This is a genomic window from Martelella sp. NC20, from assembly GCF_013459645.1.
Taxonomy (GTDB): Bacteria; Pseudomonadota; Alphaproteobacteria; order Rhizobiales; family Rhizobiaceae; genus Martelella.
In genome coordinates, this window is record NZ_CP054861.1 from 617,046 (window position 1) to 633,284 (window position 16,239).

The window sequence follows — 16,239 nt, forward strand, 5'->3', positions numbered from 1 at the left end:
CAATGCAAGCAGCCTATTATGACCGGCAGGGCACTGCCGACGAAGTCCTCGTCGTCGGAAACCTCCCGGACCCTGAACCGGGACACGGTGAAGTGAGAGTCAGGATCATCTACTCCGGGCTTAATCCCACAGACGTCAAGGCAAGGTCTGGCTTCGCGGGCATGCCGATGGCCTTTCCGCGCATCGTCCCCCATCACGATGGTGCAGGGACGATCGACAAGGTCGGCGCTGGCGTTTCTGAGAGCAGGATCGGTGAACGTGTCTGGATATCGCGCGCCCAGTTCGGTCGCGCATTCGGGACAGCCGCCGAATATTCGGTTGTGCCTGCCGATCTGGCCGTTTCTCTACCCGCAAATGCGTCATTCCAAACGGGGGCCTCCCTTGGCATCGCGGCGCTGACAGCACACAGGTGCCTCTTTGCCGACGGCGATGTTCACGGCCTGCGGGTGCTTGTTCAGGGCGGCGGCGGCGCCGTCGGTGCCGCCGCGATCCTGCTGGCGAAATGGGCGGGGGCCTGGGTCTCAGCTACCGTCAGCCGTCCGGAACAGGAAAGGATCGCTCGCGAGACGGGGGCCGACCTCGTTATCAACAGACATGCGGATGACATCCCCGCCAAAATCAGAAGCGCCACAGGCGGTATCGGCGTCGACCGGATCGTCGACGTCGACCTCGCCCACAACATCGACGTCGATCTGGCATGTTTGGCAACGAACGGCACTGTAGCGGCATATGCCACAGAGGATCCGTCAGCCACTCTCACAATGCCGTTCAGAAGCACGATGATGGGAAGCCACGTACTCCGCTTCGTCTTCCTTCCCTCAATTCCGGAGGATGCTATACGGCTCGCGGTGAAAGACGTGACCGCCTGCCTGTCCGCCGGCGCCCACACCCCCCATATCGGAATGGAGCTCCCTCTTGACCAGATCCACAAGGCTCACGCAGCCCAGAAATCGGCAACGGTAGTCGGCAAGATTCTCCTTCGAACTGCAAGCTCGAATGACTGACGCCAAGAGAGGACAGAACATGGAACGATCATTAGCGGCTTGGCAGAAGGCTGTCGGAATTCCTCTCGAAATCGGCGAGGTCGAAACGCCACCACCCGGCCCGGAGGAGATCCTCGTCCGCAACCGCGCGATCGCGATCAATCCCGTTGACTGGATCCTCCAGGAAACTCCAATCTTTCCATGGCTCGACTACCCGACAATTCTTGGAAGCGACGTTTCCGGCGAGGTCGTCGCGGTCGGAAGCAACGTGGACAGGTTCAAGGTCGGAGATCGGGTGCTGGGGCAGTCGGTCGGCGCAACAACCAATAGCCCTTCCCATGGAGCCTTCCAGACGCACACCCTCATCCTTGAGAATATGGCGTCGCAGCTCCCTCCGAGTCTCTCCTTCACGGAGGCGGCCGTCCTGCCGCTGGGGTTGGGGACGGCCGCATGTGGCCTGTTCGAGGTCGATCATCTCGCTTTGCGACACCCGACGCTGACGCCTCAGCCGACAGGCGAGGCGATCCTCGTCTGGGGCGGTTCGTCGAGCGTCGGATGCAATGCGATCCAGCTCGCTGTCGCCGCGGGATATCGGTGTGTCACGACCGCTTCTGCGAGCAACATGAAGCTGGTTGAAGAGCTGGGGCCAGCGCCGTCTTCGACCATTCCGATCCGCAAGTCGTCGATCGCGTAGTGCGCGCTCTTGAGGGAAAGGCATTCGCTGGAGCGCTGCACGCCACCGGGAATATGCATCAGTGTTTCGAAGCTGTCAACCGGTCTGGTGGCCGCCAATTCGTGTCGACCACGCTCCCGGCACCTGAAAATAGACCGGCTGGAGTGGAGACGAAATTGATCTTCGGAACCAGCCTCAAGGATAATGAGGTGAGCCGAGCGGTCTATGCGGACTTCCTTCCGGAAACTTTGGCGGCTGGTAGATTTCGCTGCGCTCCCGCCGCCCATGTGATTGGTCAAGGCCTGGAAAGCCTTCAAGCCGCACTCGAGGCGCACAAACGAGGAGTCTCGGCAGCGAAGATTGTCGTGGTTCTCGGCGAGAACTAGAGCCTGCTTTGCAAGGCGAAACTGGCTGCGAAGGCCTGCCGGATTCAGCCTTCGCGTTTCCACACCCGGGCTGGCTGTCCCTTCATTGTTGCCCCCGACTGAACCAGGACCCGGCTCACTGATGCTTCCGGCAGTTTTGCTGCAACCAACCCCTTCCGGGCCAGCAGCGCGTAATCCGTGAAGCTGAAATAGAAGGACAGCAAAAGTGGGACGATGGAGGTGACGCCGATCAACACGAAGCCCGCCGGCAAGCCCCTTTCACCTGAGCATGTCGTCCCGCTTCGTGGGCGAAATGCCCTATTGGCGTTAACTTTTGCCAGCTCTCTTGGTCATGTCCGATTGGCGGAAGGATACTGATGGCCGGAAACTGAAACGAAAACCGAGCCAAAACCTCCGTTAGGAAAAGCGCCCAAGCGCTCCGGAAAACTCTGACGACGGGCACGACCAGTAAACTATTGTGTTTGCGCAGTATTTGATCGGCATACGCTACAAACAGAACAGCGTAAGAATTCGTCGTATCAGTGTAGCTGGTTGCAGGGATCAGGGGAAGAGAGAGCATTACCCCTCACTGACCCCTTTGCGTGGCCTCAGGCGTGGTGCTGATCGCGCAACCTCCCGAGAAAGGCGGCACTCAGCGGACCGAGCAACAGCCAGAAGACAAGGCTGGTGCCGAGAGCAACCAAAATGAAGCGCTGCTCCAGCGCCGCCGGGGCAAGAGAGACCTCTCCAGCCGCCGGTTGCGGGGCGCCGATCAAATGCGGAGCCACGATCAGTGCAAACGCGGCGACATAAGCCCACCACTCACGCCTCAATAGCGAGAGCCCGATGCCACCCGCGGTCGCCACCGCCGTGACAATCCACCATGCCTGTCGTGCAAGCAGCGGACCGGCTGCCGATCCCGGAAGCTCCGGTGGCAGACCGATCGACGGCATCAGCATGACCGAGGTGAATGCCGCCAGTCCCCACACAATTCCCTCTCGAGCGCTTACCTGCGTGCCGCGCAGCGACATCAGGGCCGTCAGCACGATGGCAAAACCGATCCCGATGAGAATATTGGCACCGGCCGTATAGAAAAACCTTTCGGCGCCGTCGGCCGGCGCCCAGGCCTCTTCGTCGTGAGAGTGCCCGGCCGCGGACTGGTGATCGACGGCGACCGCGTCATGCTGATGTTCGACGCCATACTGATGCACAACCTCCGACGCCGCCGGCTCGGCGGTTTCATACGCCTCCCCCTGGAGGATAAGCGGCGTCGTTCCAAAGATCTGGATGCCGGTCACCACCAGCCCGGCCAAAAGGCCGGACAGCGCGGATGCGAAAATGATCGATCGCAAGGTGTGCATCTTACCTGCTCCTAGTGGCAAGGAAACGCGTAGGCGTGACGCGCGTCGTGGGCGGCATTATGCGCGACCGAAAGCGGGGAGAACCCCACCATGCCCACAATGAACAGGCCGAATGCCAGTGAAATCGTCGCCTGGATGTGGCGGGAAGTGGACGAACTGGTAGCGATCTGGCCCTGGGCCAGCCTGGATGTCGAAATTTCTGCGGTCATCGGATCTCTCCTGTGATTTGCTGATCTGGCGACGGGGCAGACCCTCACCCGGAATCGATGGATCCGGGGCAGGCGCCACGCCGTGAAATTAATGCGATAGTCGTTGCGCCGGTGCACGGCAGGCCTTGTCTACCGTAAGGGGCTTAGCGCTGGCTTCGCCATGGCTGTGTGAATGGCCGTGATCATGATGATGATCGTGGTCATGTTGGTGACCATTCAGCACCAGCGGTTCGCCAAACCCGCGGTGTTCATCGGCGTGGCGCCATTCTTCCTTGCGCGCGATGAGTTCGTCAAATGTTGACAGACCCTTGTCGTTCACCAGGTTTTCCAATGCCGCCAGCCACTGGTTGTAGTAGATCGTGTTGTAGTCGCTGGAACCGTAGTCCTTTCCAAGGTCGATCTCAGCGCTCAGGTAGTTGACCCATTCGCGCCACTGGAAAAAACCTTTTTCGTGCAGGGCAAGAACAATACTGAAGGCCGTTAGTTGCCACGGCTCTGCAAATACGGGCCCCTCCTCGTTGCGGGGCAAATTCGGAATTTCTCGAAATTGCAGTTTCTCATCCATCGATATCTCCTTTCCCTGGCATCTTGCGGGTATCGAAACCCGGATCAGGCGTGCCGCATGTAGTCGTCCCAGATGTCAGCATACAGCCGGTCGGACGGATGTCCGGCATCACCCCAGACTTCCTGCGCCGTGAACGTAACCGTATATACGTGCTGCGGCTTGGGTCCCTTCCTGTGGGCGCTGGTGTCGGGAAACACGAACACACCATGATCGAATGTTACAGTTCCGACCTTGCCCTTGATGTAGGACGGCAGGCGATTATGCGTTGGCGCGTTAACCTCCAGAACGACGACTTTGTCGCCTTCTTTGAACTTGGCAGGGATGGGCTCGTCGACGCGTGCCGGATCACCAGTTGCAAGGACGATAGGCATCATTTCGACTGTTACCTTGGTAATCATGCCACCTTCTCCTTCATAAGCTGCCTGTGACGCGCATCAACTTCCTCACGGGTGACTACACCCACGTCGATGCAATTCTGCTCCACCGTGCAAAGCCATTTTTCGTAATAGCTTGACAGCAGGTAATGCGCGGGTTTCATCGTCTCAATGGGACGCCTGAACTGATCTACGTTGAAGACCCCCGCACCAAAACAGGCGATCATCATTGCAAGCATCCGGCTTTCCCACTCCTCGTGGAAATATGGCTCATTCTGTTCGACGACAACGGGCCCAAAACCGTGCTTACCGCCGATATCGTGAATTCCGTTCATCTAATTCCCCTTCCTTTATTTTCCCGGCGCCAGTGCCAGACCGGTGCCAATCATAGAATCGCGTGTGACCAGTTCGGCCAGTTGAGACTCGCTGAAATTTTCGGTTCCGGCGGGACGCATCGGCATGACCAGGTAGCGTAACTCGGCAGTGCTGTCCCAGACGCGAACTTCCACGTCATCAGCTATCTCGAGGCCAAATTCCCGCAGCACCGCGCGGGGCTCGATCACGACGCGAGCCCGGTACGGAGCCGACTTAAACCAGATCGGGGGAAGTCCGAGGGTTGGCCACGGGTAGCAGGAGCACAGGGTGCAAACGACGACATTGTGAACGGTCGGCGTGTTCTCGATCACGACCATATTCTCACCCTGCACACCCGAGTAGCCCAGGCTCTTGATCGCTGCTGAACCGTCTTTCATGAGCCACTTTTTGTATTCGGGGTCGACCCAGGCCTTGGCAATCACCTTCGCGCCGTTCTTCGGCCCGATTCGGGTTTCGAAGGCTTCGACAAGCAGGTCGAGCGATTTCGGGTCAATCGCCCCCTTTTCCGCTAAAAGGGATTCCAGGGCTTTCACTCTCAGACCAACATCGGGAATGAGAACATTCTCTTGCGCTTGTGCCATTTTATGCCTCCTTGAGGTTTTGGCTGCTTAATTCAGGTTCTGCCGATCGGGTTATGCGGTTGCGGCTTCCGGCTTGGTCAGGAAGGCCGCGAACTTGGCGGACGCGAAACCGAACAATGCCCCGAGCCACATGGAAATCGGAACCACGATCACCGCGTTGTCCAGGCTGACCGATGTCATAACGCCGAGATCCAGCTTGCCCTGAGTTTGTAGGAGAAACGCGAAAGTGCAAGCATATCCGTATGTAGTGCCGGGCACTGAAACGAGCGCCGGAATCTGCGAGGACATGATGTAGAAGACAACGGTTATCAGGACGACCACTCCCGCCCAGACATTGGGCGTCAACACATCGCTGAGCGGGATTGTCAGGATCATCAGGGCGCCGACCCAGCCGACGACCGATCCGAAAAGGTTGGAAATCATCGTGCTCTTCAGGGCGGCGGCGTCACCGCCGGAATGAAAAAAACAAGCCCATGCCACGAAGGCGGCCCACACCAGAATCGTGCCCGCCGTAAGAAAGAACCAGGTGCAGACCGCACCAAGAATTCCCACACTCAAAGCTGTCGCCAGTACCGTTCCCATCGATCTCCCCTATGACCAAAAAAAAAGCCCAACCGCTGTTGCCAGCGATTGGGCTTCGTTGCCTAACTTGCGCGGCGCCTGAGTGGTGCCCTGCAAATCTATTTTCCCGAAAAACCGCCGCTTAAGTGCGACCTCTTCGGATTGAATGAATCATCATAGATACAGGAATTGTGAATTGTCAATGAGGACAGAATAAATTTTTATATAACGCTATCACTCTGTAATAACATATGATTTTACTAGGCCAATGACTGGCAGAGACATGGATGCAGGAATTCAATGCCCCACCCGGAGTTCCGCTGGCGCGCTGAAATTAATGCGATCGAGTTCCGACCCTGCGGACATCGGGGCAGTTGCGTGGTGCACAAACTCGCAATCAGAACGATCGTGGGATTCAGCCCTGACGCACAAGACTGCCTGGCATTTTCGCGGTCCCACTCCGACGCCCTGGTTCGCGCCGCGTCGGCCAAGATCGCCGATGGGCACATCCCCGTCGACAAAAGCTTCAATCTAAACAGCCGCGAGATCAGGGCCGCGATTTCGCGGTCGCCAAGGAAAAGTGACGCCGGTAAAACATGCAGTTGACAACTGCGGCGAATTGAGAAACCATGATTCGAACTTTCGACCAAGCAATGGCTTGGGAGTGGCGAGACACAAATAGGGTGGCGCGGCATCTGCCGGTCACTGCGGCGATGAAGCCCTGAAGGCCGGAAGGCCTTTGGGGCTTTTTGTTTTGCTGGTGTATTGGGACGAAGCGGAGATGCATACACGGACAAAGATGCCGAAGATCGAAATCGGAGTGCTTTTTTCGACCAGCGGACCCTACAGCGCGGTGGGCGTTGAGATGCTTGCCGGGGCATTGATGGGGATCGAAGAAGTCAACCGGTCAGGCGAATTCGAGTTCGAACTGGCGCCGACGATCAGGGATCCTGGTGGCGATGCGGTCAGTTATGCCACGTTAGGCAGGGAGATATTGAGTCTCGGAGCCGTAAAACACGTGATCGGCTGCTACACTTCCTGGAGCAGGAAGGAAATCATACCGGTCATCGAGAAATACGACGCGCTGCTTTGGTATCCCTCGCACTACGAAGGGTTCGAGAGCTGCGCCAACACGATATATATCGGCGCCCCACCCAACCAGCACATCGTTCCGCTGGCCCGCTACATGATCCAGAACCACGGCGCAAACGCCTATTGCTGCGGCTCCAATTACATCTGGCCGTGGGAAAACAACCGCGTCATGCGTGCCATGTTGAATGCGGCAGGCGGCGATGTGCTGGCGGAGAAATACCTGCCCATCGGCTCAACAGATGTCGATGGGTTCTTCGATGACATAAGACGGATGAAGCCGGACTTCATCTTCAATACGCTGATCGGCGAATCCAGCTACGAGTTCTTCAGGAAATACCATGAGGTGGGCCTCTCTGATCCCACCTTCCGGCCAGAGACCACCCCCATTGTAAGCTGCAGCCTTTCGGAACCCGAATTGCTTCAGATCGGCGGTTTGGCGGCGGTTGGTCACATCGCCTCCAGCGTCTATTTCGAAACGATCGACAGTCAAGTCAACCGCAGTTTCATCCAGCGCTACAGAAATCGCTTCGGTTCGGGTCGGGTCACTTCAGCTGACGCTGAGGCTTCCTACAATTCCGTGACCTTGCTCGCGCAGGCGATACATCGGGCCGGCAGCGCGGAAATCGACGCGGTGCGCGGTGCATTGTCTGCCATCACTCTGGATGCGCCACAGGGTCCGATCTGGGTCGATCCCGACAACAATCATTGCTACCTGACACCGCGCCTGGCGCGATCGGCCAAGAATGCGAGCTTCGATATTCTGGAAACCGAATCGGCGCCGGTCAAACCGGATCCCTACCTATTGTCCCTGCGTCAGCCGGTAGCCAACGACCCGCTCGACATCTCGACCGGGTTCAGGTCAACCTCGCTTCCGGTGAGCTGGCAATGAGAACCCATTTGCCGAATTTCTCATCGCTGAAGGCCCTGATACTTCTCACCAGGGACGCCAACCGGGACAATTTGCAGGCCCAGCTTAAGCGCCTGAACCTCGAGGTCGACGTCCAGTGGCCTCCGATTCCTAGCACCGAACACCTGCACCATGTCGTCTTTTTCGACGTGGACCGGGGTTATGATGGCATGTTCAACTGGCCTGCTGGCGAGCCGCCCGTTCCGCTGATAGCGATTGTTGGTTCCGAGGCACCAGGCCGGCTTGAATGGGCGCTGAGCCAGAAACCATCTTCCCATCTGCTGAAGCCGATCGGATCGAGCGGCGTGTTCCATGCACTCTTCGTGGCGTTCTCGAATTTCGCGGAGTCCGCCCGCGCGAGAGTCGAGATCGAAGAACTGAACGAGCGCATCAGGTGTCGCCCAATTGTCGTGCGCACCATCCTCAAATTGATGGAGGTGCACGAAATAGGAGACGACGAGGCATTCAGGTTTTTACGCGACCTCAGCATGAAACAGCAGATGAGTATCGAGGAGATGAGCCACGAAATTCTGTCAAAATCTGAATTGAATATCAGCAATACCCAGAATTCGTTGCCGCCGAGGTTACGAAACGGGCCGGAAACATCGACCCGAATGAAATAGCGAAACTGGCTGAACAGGAACTTCAGCCCACAGCGTACGCGCTGCGGGAGGGGAAGATCTGTGCCCTAAAGGAGGAAAGCAATGAACAATAATCCAACAACTCGAGTCATTACCCCGTTTCCTCATGAGTGGATCGCTGGCTCACTTCTTGCCCGACGCAGCGTCGCCGGAGGCGCCGGTACCCATACGCATCATCTGTCCGAGGAAGTACAGGGCACCTATCACTACACGATGGGTCCATATTCCGATCCAGTCCTGCATGTTAAGCCGGGCGATCGGATTGTCGTCGAGACGCGCGACGCGTTCGAAGGCGCAATTAAGAGTGAGAGCGACAAGCCCAAGGATAAATTGCGCATGCCGTTTCTCAATCCACAAAACGGGCCGATAATGGTCGAAGGCGCTGAGAAGGGCGACGCACTGGCCGTCTATATCGAATCAATGGTGCCGCGTGGCGAGAACCCACTGGGCACTTGCTGCATGATCGAAGAGTTTGGCGCTCTTACCGGCACAGCCTATACGGCGACCCTGAATGATCCGCTGCCCGAGATTGTACGCAAGATCCACCTGGACGAAAGCCATGTTTATTGGAGCGACAGGATCACTCTACCCTACAAACCGCATATCGGTACTCTGAGCTGTTCTCCTGAGATAGATTCAATAAATTCGCTAACGCCCGACAATCACGGCGGCAATATGGACCTGCCCGACATGGGGCCGGGCACGGTCACCTATTTACCTGTTCGTTCGCCCGGCGCGCGTCTGTTCATCGGCGACGCGCATGCCTGCCAGGGAGACGGAGAGGTTTGTGGCGTGGCGGTCGAGTTTCCGACCACAACCACAATCAGGGTCGACCTGATCAAAGGTTGGACGATCGACTGGCCACGCATGGAGACATCTGAACTGATCATGGGTATTGGCAGCGCTCGCCCACTTGAGGACGCCACCCGCATCGCCTATCGCGAACTTATCCGCTGGATGGTTGCCGATTACGGATTCGAAAAGTGGGATGCCTACATGCTGCTCAGCCAGTGCGGGATCGTCCGGCTGGGCAACTTTGTCGATCCCAAATACACGGTTGGAGCAGCGGTGCGCAAACGCCTCATTGCGGAGCAAGCCAATTGATGAATCAGGTTCCGCAGGGCGACGTGTCAACGGCGGAGTAAAAGTCGGCCATTGGGCTGCGCAAAAGTCGGCCACCTGGCACTGCAATCGGAGAACATCCGGAGGGTGTAGCCCCACCGGAGTTTTCCGATTGCAGAGTCAACGGTCTTATCGGTGAGGGTTTGCGGCTTTTCATGCCCGGCTTTCCGCCAGTCGGCAGCTGTCGCCGTTCATTTCGAGGATGTGGACTGAGCTACTCCCCATCGATTGGACAGGATCTGGCTTAAACTAAGCCGCTCTTTGCACCTGCTGATCGGGGTTGGTTGTTTCATTTCGTAGCCAATAGACCACGGCAGGCAGTCTGCCACCAAGGGCTGAGTGTGGGCGTTGGTGGTTGTAGAAGGCCACAGCAATCGCGTCTGGCAGCTCTCTATGATCGCCGACGCGATAGCCGGTCCGTGGATGTCGCTGAGAGTCGGTCCAGAAAGTTATTCTTTATGAACAAATCCTTCGTAGCATGAGGCGTATAGACGCTAGTGGATTGATCGGATCAAAGGAGTCCGTTGGTTGATTCCCAACCGCTTTGAGATGTGCGAGTCTGCGGCATGCGCAGCAACATTTCCTTTACGGTATCTCCCGACGACCGGCAGCGATTGAGCGCCATCGTCGCGGCCCCGAACAGCCCACAGAAGCACGTCTGGCGGGCACGTATCATCCTTCTGAGCGACGATGGTCTGGGCACCTCGGCGATCATGGCCGAGACCGGCAAGTCGAAAACCTGTGTGTGGCGCTGGCAGGAGCGGTTCATGCATGAGGGCGTCGACGGCCTGCTTCATGACCGGTCCCGGCCACCCGGCAAGGCGCCGGTCCCGCCGGAGCGTGTTGCCGAGATCGTCCGCTTGACGCAGGAACCGCCGCCGCACGAGGCAACACACTGGACGCTGCGCGCCATGGCCAGGGTCGCCGGCATCGCGGCCTCGACGGTTCAGGCGATCTGGAAGGCTCACGGTCTCAGCCCGCATCGCTGGAGGCAGTTCAAACTCTCCAACGATCCAGCCTTCGCCGAAAAGCTCACCGACATCGTTGGTCTTTATGTCGACCCGCCGGCCCATGCCGTGGTGCTGTCGGTTGACGAGAAATCACAGATACAGGCTCTCGACAGAACCCAGCCCGGACTGCCGATGAAGAAGGGCCGTGCCGGCACCATGACCCACGATTACAAGCGCCACGGCACCACCACTCTGTTTGCCGCGCTCAACGTGCTGGATGGCACGGTCATCGGCCAGAACATGCAGCGCCACCGCCATCAGGAGTTCATCCGCTTCCTCAACCGCATCGAGCGCGAGGTGCCGCAAGACAAGGCCATCCACGTCATCCTCGACAATTACGCCGTACACAAAAAGGACAAGGTCCGCGCCTGGCTCGCCCGCCATCCGCGCTGGACCTTCCACTTCACCCCGACATCCTGCTCCTGGCTCAACGCCGTCGAGGGCTTCTTCGCCAAACTCACACGGCGAAGGCTCAAATACGGGGTCTTCCATTCCGTCGTCGATCTGCAGGCCGCAATCAACCGTTTCGTGCGCGAATACAATGCTGACTGTCCCAAGCCATTTGTCTGGAAAGCCGATCCCGAGGACATCATCACCGCACGAAACCGAGGGTTCCAAACGTTGGAATCAAACCACTAGCTTGAGAAAGGCGAGCGAATTGCGCGACAGGTTCTCGAAATCCTTGGCCAGCCTGCGGCATCGACCCAGCCATGCGAACGTTCGTTCGACCACCCAGCGCCTCGGTAGAACCTCAAACCCCTTGGCGGTGTCGGATCGCTTGACGATCGCGACGCCAAGTTCGGGCATGGCTTTCTTCTGCCCTTGGCGAGGACAGGTTCCTGATAGCCGCCGTCGCGATCCTGGATGTCGGGACCAGCACGTGCAGCAACAACCCTACCGTATCGACGAGGATATGGCGCTTCTTGCCTTTGACCTTCTTCCCCGCATCATACCCGCATGGGTCGATGCAACGCCCCCTTTTTCCGCGCCTTTGACGCTCTGGCTATCGATGATTGCCGCCGTGGCCTCGCGCGCCATCGCCCCACGGCATTTCACGTACAGTTCCCGGTGAATACGGCCCAGCGTGCCATCCCGGTTCCACAGGTCAAAATAGCTGAAAAGCGTGCTTTTCGGCGGCAGGTCCTTCGGCACGGCTCGCCATCGGCAGCCCGTGCTGAGAACATAAAGCAGGCCGTTGATAACCTCGCGCGCATCGACCTCACGCCTGCGACCGCCACGCTTGGCAGGAGGGATCAAAGGCTCGACCAGCGCCCATTCCACATCAGTAATGTCGCTCGAATAGCGCAGACCATCCCGATTGTATTTCCCGCGGTTCGCCTTCGTCCACATCGCTTCCATGCCCTCATCGAACCACTTCAACTGCATGGAATCACAACTGATTCATATCATTCAACTTCTTTGTGGACCGACACTAAGATCATAAAGGATGGTCAGGTTCGTCCTCTTTTACTAGATGGCGGCTGAAATCTCGGGCGCGGGCTAAAAACAGTCTTGCCCTCTTCATTATGCTTCGGTAGCCCTTTGAGGCAAGGGCGCGCGGCGCACCGGTCAACTTCTACCGGCGCGCGCTCTCGAAAAGCGGGGTTTTGATGATCCATCTCTACAAGATCGGAGGGGCGAAGACGCCGATGTCTTCCACCGGCTCGCCCGAGCCGCTTGATGATGACGTGATCTGGATCGACATGCTCGATCCGACCGAAGACGACATGCGCCAGATCGAATCGCGTCTCGGCGTGGTGCTGCCGACCCGCGAAACGCTGAAGGATATCGAGCCGTCGAGCCGCTATTATACCGATGGCGATGCCGTCTACATGACCGCCTCGATCGTCATGAATGTGGATTTCGGCCTCGCCCACCTCACCGATATCGGCTTCATCCTCGCCCAGGGCCGGCTGATCACCATCCGCCATGCCGAACCGAAACCGTTCTTCCTGTTTGCAGCCGACATGAAGCGGCTCGAGGTCGCCCCCGGACAGGGCGCCAAGGTTCTGGCCTATCTGCTCGACACGATCGTCGACCGCACGGCCGAAATCCTGGAACTGGCGGTCGCCAAGGTCGACAATATCTCGATCGCCGTCTTCGGCGAGGGCGCGCGCGGACGCAGACGCCCGCCGGCGGAACTGGAGGAGCGCCTGATCGAGATTTCAACCTATCACCGCCTCGTCAGCAAGACCCGCGACAGCCTGACCACGCTGTCGCGCCTTGCGACCTACGTGCAGACCCTGCGCCGGGTCCGCGACGACAAGGCGACCAAGGATCTCTGCCGGATCGTTTCCCACGACATCCAGTCCCTGTCCGAGCATGCGGGTTTCGTCGCTTCCAATATCTCTTTCCTGCTCGACTCCTCGCTCGGCTTGATCAACCTCGAACAGAACAACATCATGAAGCTGTTTTCGGTGGTCTCGGTCGTATTCGCGCCGCCGATGCTGATTGCCGGCATCTACGGCATGAATTTCGACCGCATGCCGGAACTGCACTGGTCCTGGGGCTATCCGGCAGCCCTCGGCTTCATGTTTCTGACCGGGGCCCTGGCGGTCTACTGGCTGCGCAGGCGCGGCTGGCTTTGAGTGTGAAAATCCGGCATTTCTGATAGCGAAATCAGCTATTTGCGTGCCGCTGCATTGCAGGCACACCTCGGCTTGACTAGCATTGGCGGGAAAACTATGGTGCGCATCACTTGACCGGGCCTTTCTGCCGCTTTAGCGCGTGGCCGGAGCCTTCCTGACGGGAGCGCGCCCAAGGAGGGGATGTCATGGCAGAGGACGGACGGGAAGACCTGGAAGCCCGCCGCAAGCGGCTGGAAACAGAGCTCGGTTCGCGGCGCAAGGACGAGGTCTCCGAACAGGCAAAGACAGCGGCCTCCGCCAAGGACCGCAAGGAAATGTCGAAGGGGCTGAAGCTTTCAAGCGAATTCATGGCGGCAATTTTCGTCGGATTCATGATCGGCTATCTGCTTGATCGCTTCGCCGGGACAGGTCCTTGGGGATTGATTGCATTTATTCTCCTCGGATTTGGCGCCGGGGTATTGAATGTACTGCGCTCCGTGGGTTATGTGGCGGAGCCGGAAGACCGTCTGAAGAAAGACGGCGAGTAAAGTTTTGGTTGCCGGGCGCTGAACGGGGCTGCAGGCAGGGCGAGAAGAGAGAGACCAGGTGGCAAACGATCCGACCCATCAATTTCAGATTAGCAGCATTGTGCCGATCAATGTCGGCGGGCTGGACCTGTCCTTCACCAATGCTTCGCTGTTCATGGTGATTTCCGCTGGCGCCGCTGGGGGCTTCCTTTATCTGGCCACCGCCAAGCGCGGCCTCATTCCCTCGCGCACCCAGTCGATTGCCGAGCTTCTCTATGAATTCGTGGCCTCGATGCTCCGGGAGGGCGCGGGAACCAAGGGCATGGTGTTCTTCCCGTTCGTGCTGACGCTGTTCATGTTCCTGCTGACGGCGAACCTGATCGGCATGTTCCCCTATTTCTTCTCCGTCACCAGCCAGATTGTCGTGACGTTCTCGCTGGCGCTGATGGTGATGGGCGTTGTCGTCGGCTACGGGCTCTACAAGCACGGCATCCATTTCTTCAAGATATTCGTGCCCTCCGGGGTGCCGGCGGCGCTGCTGCCGCTGGTGACGCTGATCGAGATCGTTTCGTTTCTCTCGCGTCCCGTCAGCCTTTCCGTCCGTCTTTTCGCCAATATGCTGGCCGGCCACATCACGCTCAAAGTTTTCGCCGGCTTCGTGGTCTCGCTGAGCGCGATCGGCACGATCGGCACCGGCGGCGCAATCCTGCCGCTCGCCATGACCGTGGCGCTGACGGCGCTGGAATTCCTGGTGGCCTTCCTGCAGGCCTATGTGTTTGCAGTCTTGACCTGCATGTATCTCAACGACGCCGTCAACGCGGGCGATCACTAGGATAGAAAAGTCGCCGGCTTCGTCTGGACAGGCGGAACCGGCATCGCTATTAAGCCGCAACAACCCAATTCTTCTAAGGAGTTCTCATATGGAAGCGGAAGCAGCAAAGTTCATCGGCGCCGGTATTGCCTGCCTTGGCATGGGTGCAACCTCCATGGGCCTCGGCCGCATCTTCGGTGATTACCTCACCGGCGCGCTGCGCAACCCGTCCGCCGCCGACAGCCAGTTCGGCCGTCTGGTTTTCGGCTTCGCCGTTACCGAAGCGCTCGGCATCTTCTCGCTGCTCGTTGCCCTGCTCCTGCTCTTCGCCGTTTGATTGATTGAACGGTCCGACTTTCGGTTGCGGCGTCTGGCCTGAGGCCGGCGCCGCGCCTCTTGTTGTCGAAGACCCTTGGAGGTGAGCATGTTTGTGACCCCGGCTCTGGCCCAGACGTCGCATGGTGCAGAAGAACAGCACACGGAAACCACGCTGGCCCAAGCGGAGCAGCACGAACAGCAGGTGTTCCCGCCCTTCGATTTTGCGACCTTCCCGTCGCAGATCCTGTGGCTGGCCATCACGTTCGGTCTCTTCTATCTGGTGATGAAGAAGGTGATCGTTCCCCGCGTCGGCTCCATTCTGGAAGACCGTCACGACCGGATCGCCCAGGACCTCGACGAGGCGGAGCGCCTGCGCGGCGAGGCCGATGCCGCGATCAGGGCCTATGAAAAGGAACTCGCCGAAGCCCGCAACGAGGCCCGCAGCATTTCCGCCGCCGCCGCCGACAAGGCGCGCGCCGAAGCAGAAGCCGAACGCGAGCAGCTCGAGGCCGAGCTTGGCAAGAAGCTTGCGACCGCCAATGAGCGCATCGCCGCGGTTCGTAATGAAGCGCTTCAGGAAGTCGGCGGCATCGCCGAGGAAACAGCCGCTTTGATCGTTACCCACCTGATTGGCGGCCGTGTCGCCAAGGGCGATGTCGAAAGCGCGGTTTCAACCGTCAGGGAAGGCTGAACCCATGTCTCTTGATGCAACATTTTACGCGTTTGTCGGTCTGATCCTGTTCTTCATCGTCGTGGCCTATTTCAAGGTGCCCGGCATTCTGCTGCGCTCGCTTGATTCGCGCGCCGACGAAATTCGCGGAGAGCTGGCGGAAGCCAAGCGTCTGCGCGAGGAAGCCCAGCACGTGCTTGCCGATTATCAGCGCAAGCGCCGCGAGGCCGAGGAAGAGGCCAAGGATATCGTGGCCGCCGCCGAGCGCGAGGCAAAGGCGATCAAGGAAGAAGCCCGCCGCAAGACGGAAGAATATGTCGAGCGCCGGACCGCCTTCTCCGAACAGAAGATCCGCCAGGCCGAGCAGGAGGCCGTCGCCGCCGTGCGCGGTGCGGCCGTCGACGTCGCCATCGATGCGGCGCGTATCGTTCTGGAAAAGAAGGCGACGCCCGCCGTTCGCTCCAAGCTGTTCTCGCAGTCGGTCGACGCGGTCAAATCCCGCCTCAACTGATCCGGCCGGTTTCGAA

The 16,239-nt window shown here is 58.8% G+C and carries 23 protein-coding genes; 13 read left to right on the plus strand and 10 right to left on the minus strand.

What is annotated here, in order from left to right; translation table 11 throughout:
- Window positions 1-2 precede the first annotated feature (2 nt).
- The 3 genes from HQ843_RS03000 to HQ843_RS29295 all read left to right on the plus strand — a co-directional run bounded on the left by HQ843_RS03000 (window position 3) and on the right by HQ843_RS29295 (window position 2,042).
- Entirely contained in the window at window positions 3-1,004 is a 1,002-nt protein-coding gene (locus HQ843_RS03000; protein WP_180899893.1) for an NADPH:quinone reductase, read from the plus strand.
- On the plus strand, window positions 997-1,677 hold the full coding sequence (locus HQ843_RS29290; protein WP_246710260.1) for a zinc-binding alcohol dehydrogenase family protein: 681 nt from the start codon (window positions 997-999) through the stop codon (window positions 1,675-1,677). Before HQ843_RS03000 ends, HQ843_RS29290 begins: the two co-directional genes overlap by 8 nt.
- A 155-nt stretch (window positions 1,678-1,832) precedes the next feature.
- Complete coding sequence (locus HQ843_RS29295; protein WP_246710261.1) at window positions 1,833-2,042, plus strand: hypothetical protein; 210 nt, start codon at window positions 1,833-1,835, stop codon at window positions 2,040-2,042.
- 44 nt (window positions 2,043-2,086) lie between these two features.
- Here the strand turns inward: HQ843_RS29295 and HQ843_RS03010 are convergent, their stop codons facing one another.
- The 8 genes from HQ843_RS03010 to HQ843_RS03045 all read right to left on the minus strand — a co-directional run bounded on the left by HQ843_RS03010 (window position 2,087) and on the right by HQ843_RS03045 (window position 6,068).
- Window positions 2,087-2,293 (minus strand): hypothetical protein, encoded by a 207-nt coding sequence (locus HQ843_RS03010; protein WP_180899892.1) that lies wholly within the window; start codon window positions 2,291-2,293, stop codon window positions 2,087-2,089.
- 336 nt (window positions 2,294-2,629) lie between these two features.
- Window positions 2,630-3,382 carry a CbtA family protein gene (locus HQ843_RS03015; RefSeq protein ID WP_180899891.1) on the minus strand — a complete coding sequence of 251 codons (753 nt, stop codon included), beginning with the start codon at window positions 3,380-3,382 and terminating at the stop codon, window positions 2,630-2,632.
- Window positions 3,383-3,393: 11 nt separating this feature from the next.
- Window positions 3,394-3,591, minus strand: coding sequence for a CbtB domain-containing protein (locus HQ843_RS03020; RefSeq protein ID WP_180899890.1), 198 nt, complete (start codon window positions 3,589-3,591; stop codon window positions 3,394-3,396).
- Between the two features lie 88 nt (window positions 3,592-3,679).
- The gene (locus tag HQ843_RS03025) at window positions 3,680-4,156 is read right to left on the minus strand and encodes a nitrile hydratase accessory protein (protein ID WP_180899889.1); all 477 of its coding nucleotides are present in this window, start codon (window positions 4,154-4,156) and stop codon (window positions 3,680-3,682) included.
- A 44-nt stretch (window positions 4,157-4,200) separates the two neighbouring features.
- A complete protein-coding gene (locus tag HQ843_RS29755; protein ID WP_180899888.1) occupies window positions 4,201-4,554 on the minus strand; it encodes an SH3-like domain-containing protein in 354 nt (117 codons plus the stop codon).
- Entirely contained in the window at window positions 4,551-4,865 is a 315-nt protein-coding gene (locus HQ843_RS29760) for an SH3-like domain-containing protein (RefSeq protein WP_180899887.1), read from the minus strand. Before HQ843_RS29760 ends, HQ843_RS29755 begins: the two co-directional genes overlap by 4 nt.
- Before the next feature lie 15 nt (window positions 4,866-4,880).
- On the minus strand, window positions 4,881-5,486 hold the full coding sequence (gene nthA, locus HQ843_RS03040; protein ID WP_180899886.1) for a nitrile hydratase subunit alpha: 606 nt from the start codon (window positions 5,484-5,486) through the stop codon (window positions 4,881-4,883).
- Between the two features lie 51 nt (window positions 5,487-5,537).
- Complete coding sequence (locus HQ843_RS03045; RefSeq protein WP_180899885.1) at window positions 5,538-6,068, minus strand: DUF1097 domain-containing protein; 531 nt, start codon at window positions 6,066-6,068, stop codon at window positions 5,538-5,540.
- A gap of 718 nt (window positions 6,069-6,786) precedes the next feature.
- Between HQ843_RS03045 and HQ843_RS03050 the strand changes: the two genes are divergently transcribed.
- The 4 genes from HQ843_RS03050 to HQ843_RS03065 all read left to right on the plus strand — a co-directional run bounded on the left by HQ843_RS03050 (window position 6,787) and on the right by HQ843_RS03065 (window position 11,458).
- Complete coding sequence (locus tag HQ843_RS03050) at window positions 6,787-8,028, plus strand: transporter substrate-binding domain-containing protein (protein WP_246710262.1); 1,242 nt, start codon at window positions 6,787-6,789, stop codon at window positions 8,026-8,028.
- Complete coding sequence (locus tag HQ843_RS03055; protein ID WP_180899884.1) at window positions 8,025-8,669, plus strand: ANTAR domain-containing response regulator; 645 nt, start codon at window positions 8,025-8,027, stop codon at window positions 8,667-8,669. The genes HQ843_RS03050 and HQ843_RS03055 overlap by 4 nt, the downstream gene beginning before the upstream one ends.
- 81 nt (window positions 8,670-8,750) lie before the next feature.
- Window positions 8,751-9,791 carry an acetamidase/formamidase family protein gene (locus HQ843_RS03060; RefSeq protein ID WP_180899883.1) on the plus strand — a complete coding sequence of 347 codons (1,041 nt, stop codon included), beginning with the start codon at window positions 8,751-8,753 and terminating at the stop codon, window positions 9,789-9,791.
- A 584-nt stretch (window positions 9,792-10,375) separates the two neighbouring features.
- Window positions 10,376-11,458, plus strand: coding sequence for an IS630 family transposase (locus HQ843_RS03065; RefSeq protein ID WP_180899062.1), 1,083 nt, complete (start codon window positions 10,376-10,378; stop codon window positions 11,456-11,458).
- Here the strand turns inward: HQ843_RS03065 and HQ843_RS29945 are convergent.
- A complete protein-coding gene (locus tag HQ843_RS29945; RefSeq protein ID WP_371822083.1) occupies window positions 11,447-11,626 on the minus strand; it encodes a transposase in 180 nt (59 codons plus the stop codon). The genes HQ843_RS03065 and HQ843_RS29945 overlap by 12 nt on opposite strands.
- Before the next feature lie 87 nt (window positions 11,627-11,713).
- Window positions 11,714-12,205, minus strand: a complete 492-nt coding sequence (locus HQ843_RS29950; protein ID WP_371822082.1) for an IS5 family transposase — start codon at window positions 12,203-12,205, stop codon at window positions 11,714-11,716.
- 224 nt (window positions 12,206-12,429) lie between these two features.
- Here HQ843_RS29950 and HQ843_RS03075 point away from each other — a divergent pair, with 224 nt between their 5' ends.
- The 6 genes from HQ843_RS03075 (at window position 12,430) to HQ843_RS03100 (ending at window position 16,223) form a co-directional block, all read left to right on the plus strand.
- Complete coding sequence (locus tag HQ843_RS03075; RefSeq protein WP_180899882.1) at window positions 12,430-13,407, plus strand: magnesium transporter CorA family protein; 978 nt, start codon at window positions 12,430-12,432, stop codon at window positions 13,405-13,407.
- A 185-nt stretch (window positions 13,408-13,592) separates the two neighbouring features.
- Window positions 13,593-13,934 (plus strand): AtpZ/AtpI family protein, encoded by a 342-nt coding sequence (locus HQ843_RS03080; protein WP_180899881.1) that lies wholly within the window; start codon window positions 13,593-13,595, stop codon window positions 13,932-13,934.
- A 58-nt stretch (window positions 13,935-13,992) separates the two neighbouring features.
- On the plus strand, window positions 13,993-14,745 hold the full coding sequence (locus HQ843_RS03085) for a F0F1 ATP synthase subunit A (RefSeq protein WP_180899880.1): 753 nt from the start codon (window positions 13,993-13,995) through the stop codon (window positions 14,743-14,745).
- Window positions 14,746-14,833: 88 nt separating this feature from the next.
- Complete coding sequence (locus HQ843_RS03090; protein WP_018063478.1) at window positions 14,834-15,061, plus strand: F0F1 ATP synthase subunit C; 228 nt, start codon at window positions 14,834-14,836, stop codon at window positions 15,059-15,061.
- A gap of 87 nt (window positions 15,062-15,148) precedes the next feature.
- On the plus strand, window positions 15,149-15,733 hold the full coding sequence (locus HQ843_RS03095; RefSeq protein WP_180899879.1) for a F0F1 ATP synthase subunit B: 585 nt from the start codon (window positions 15,149-15,151) through the stop codon (window positions 15,731-15,733).
- A 4-nt stretch (window positions 15,734-15,737) separates the two neighbouring features.
- Window positions 15,738-16,223 (plus strand): F0F1 ATP synthase subunit B, encoded by a 486-nt coding sequence (locus HQ843_RS03100; RefSeq protein WP_180899878.1) that lies wholly within the window; start codon window positions 15,738-15,740, stop codon window positions 16,221-16,223.
- The last annotated feature ends 16 nt before the right edge of the window (window positions 16,224-16,239 follow it).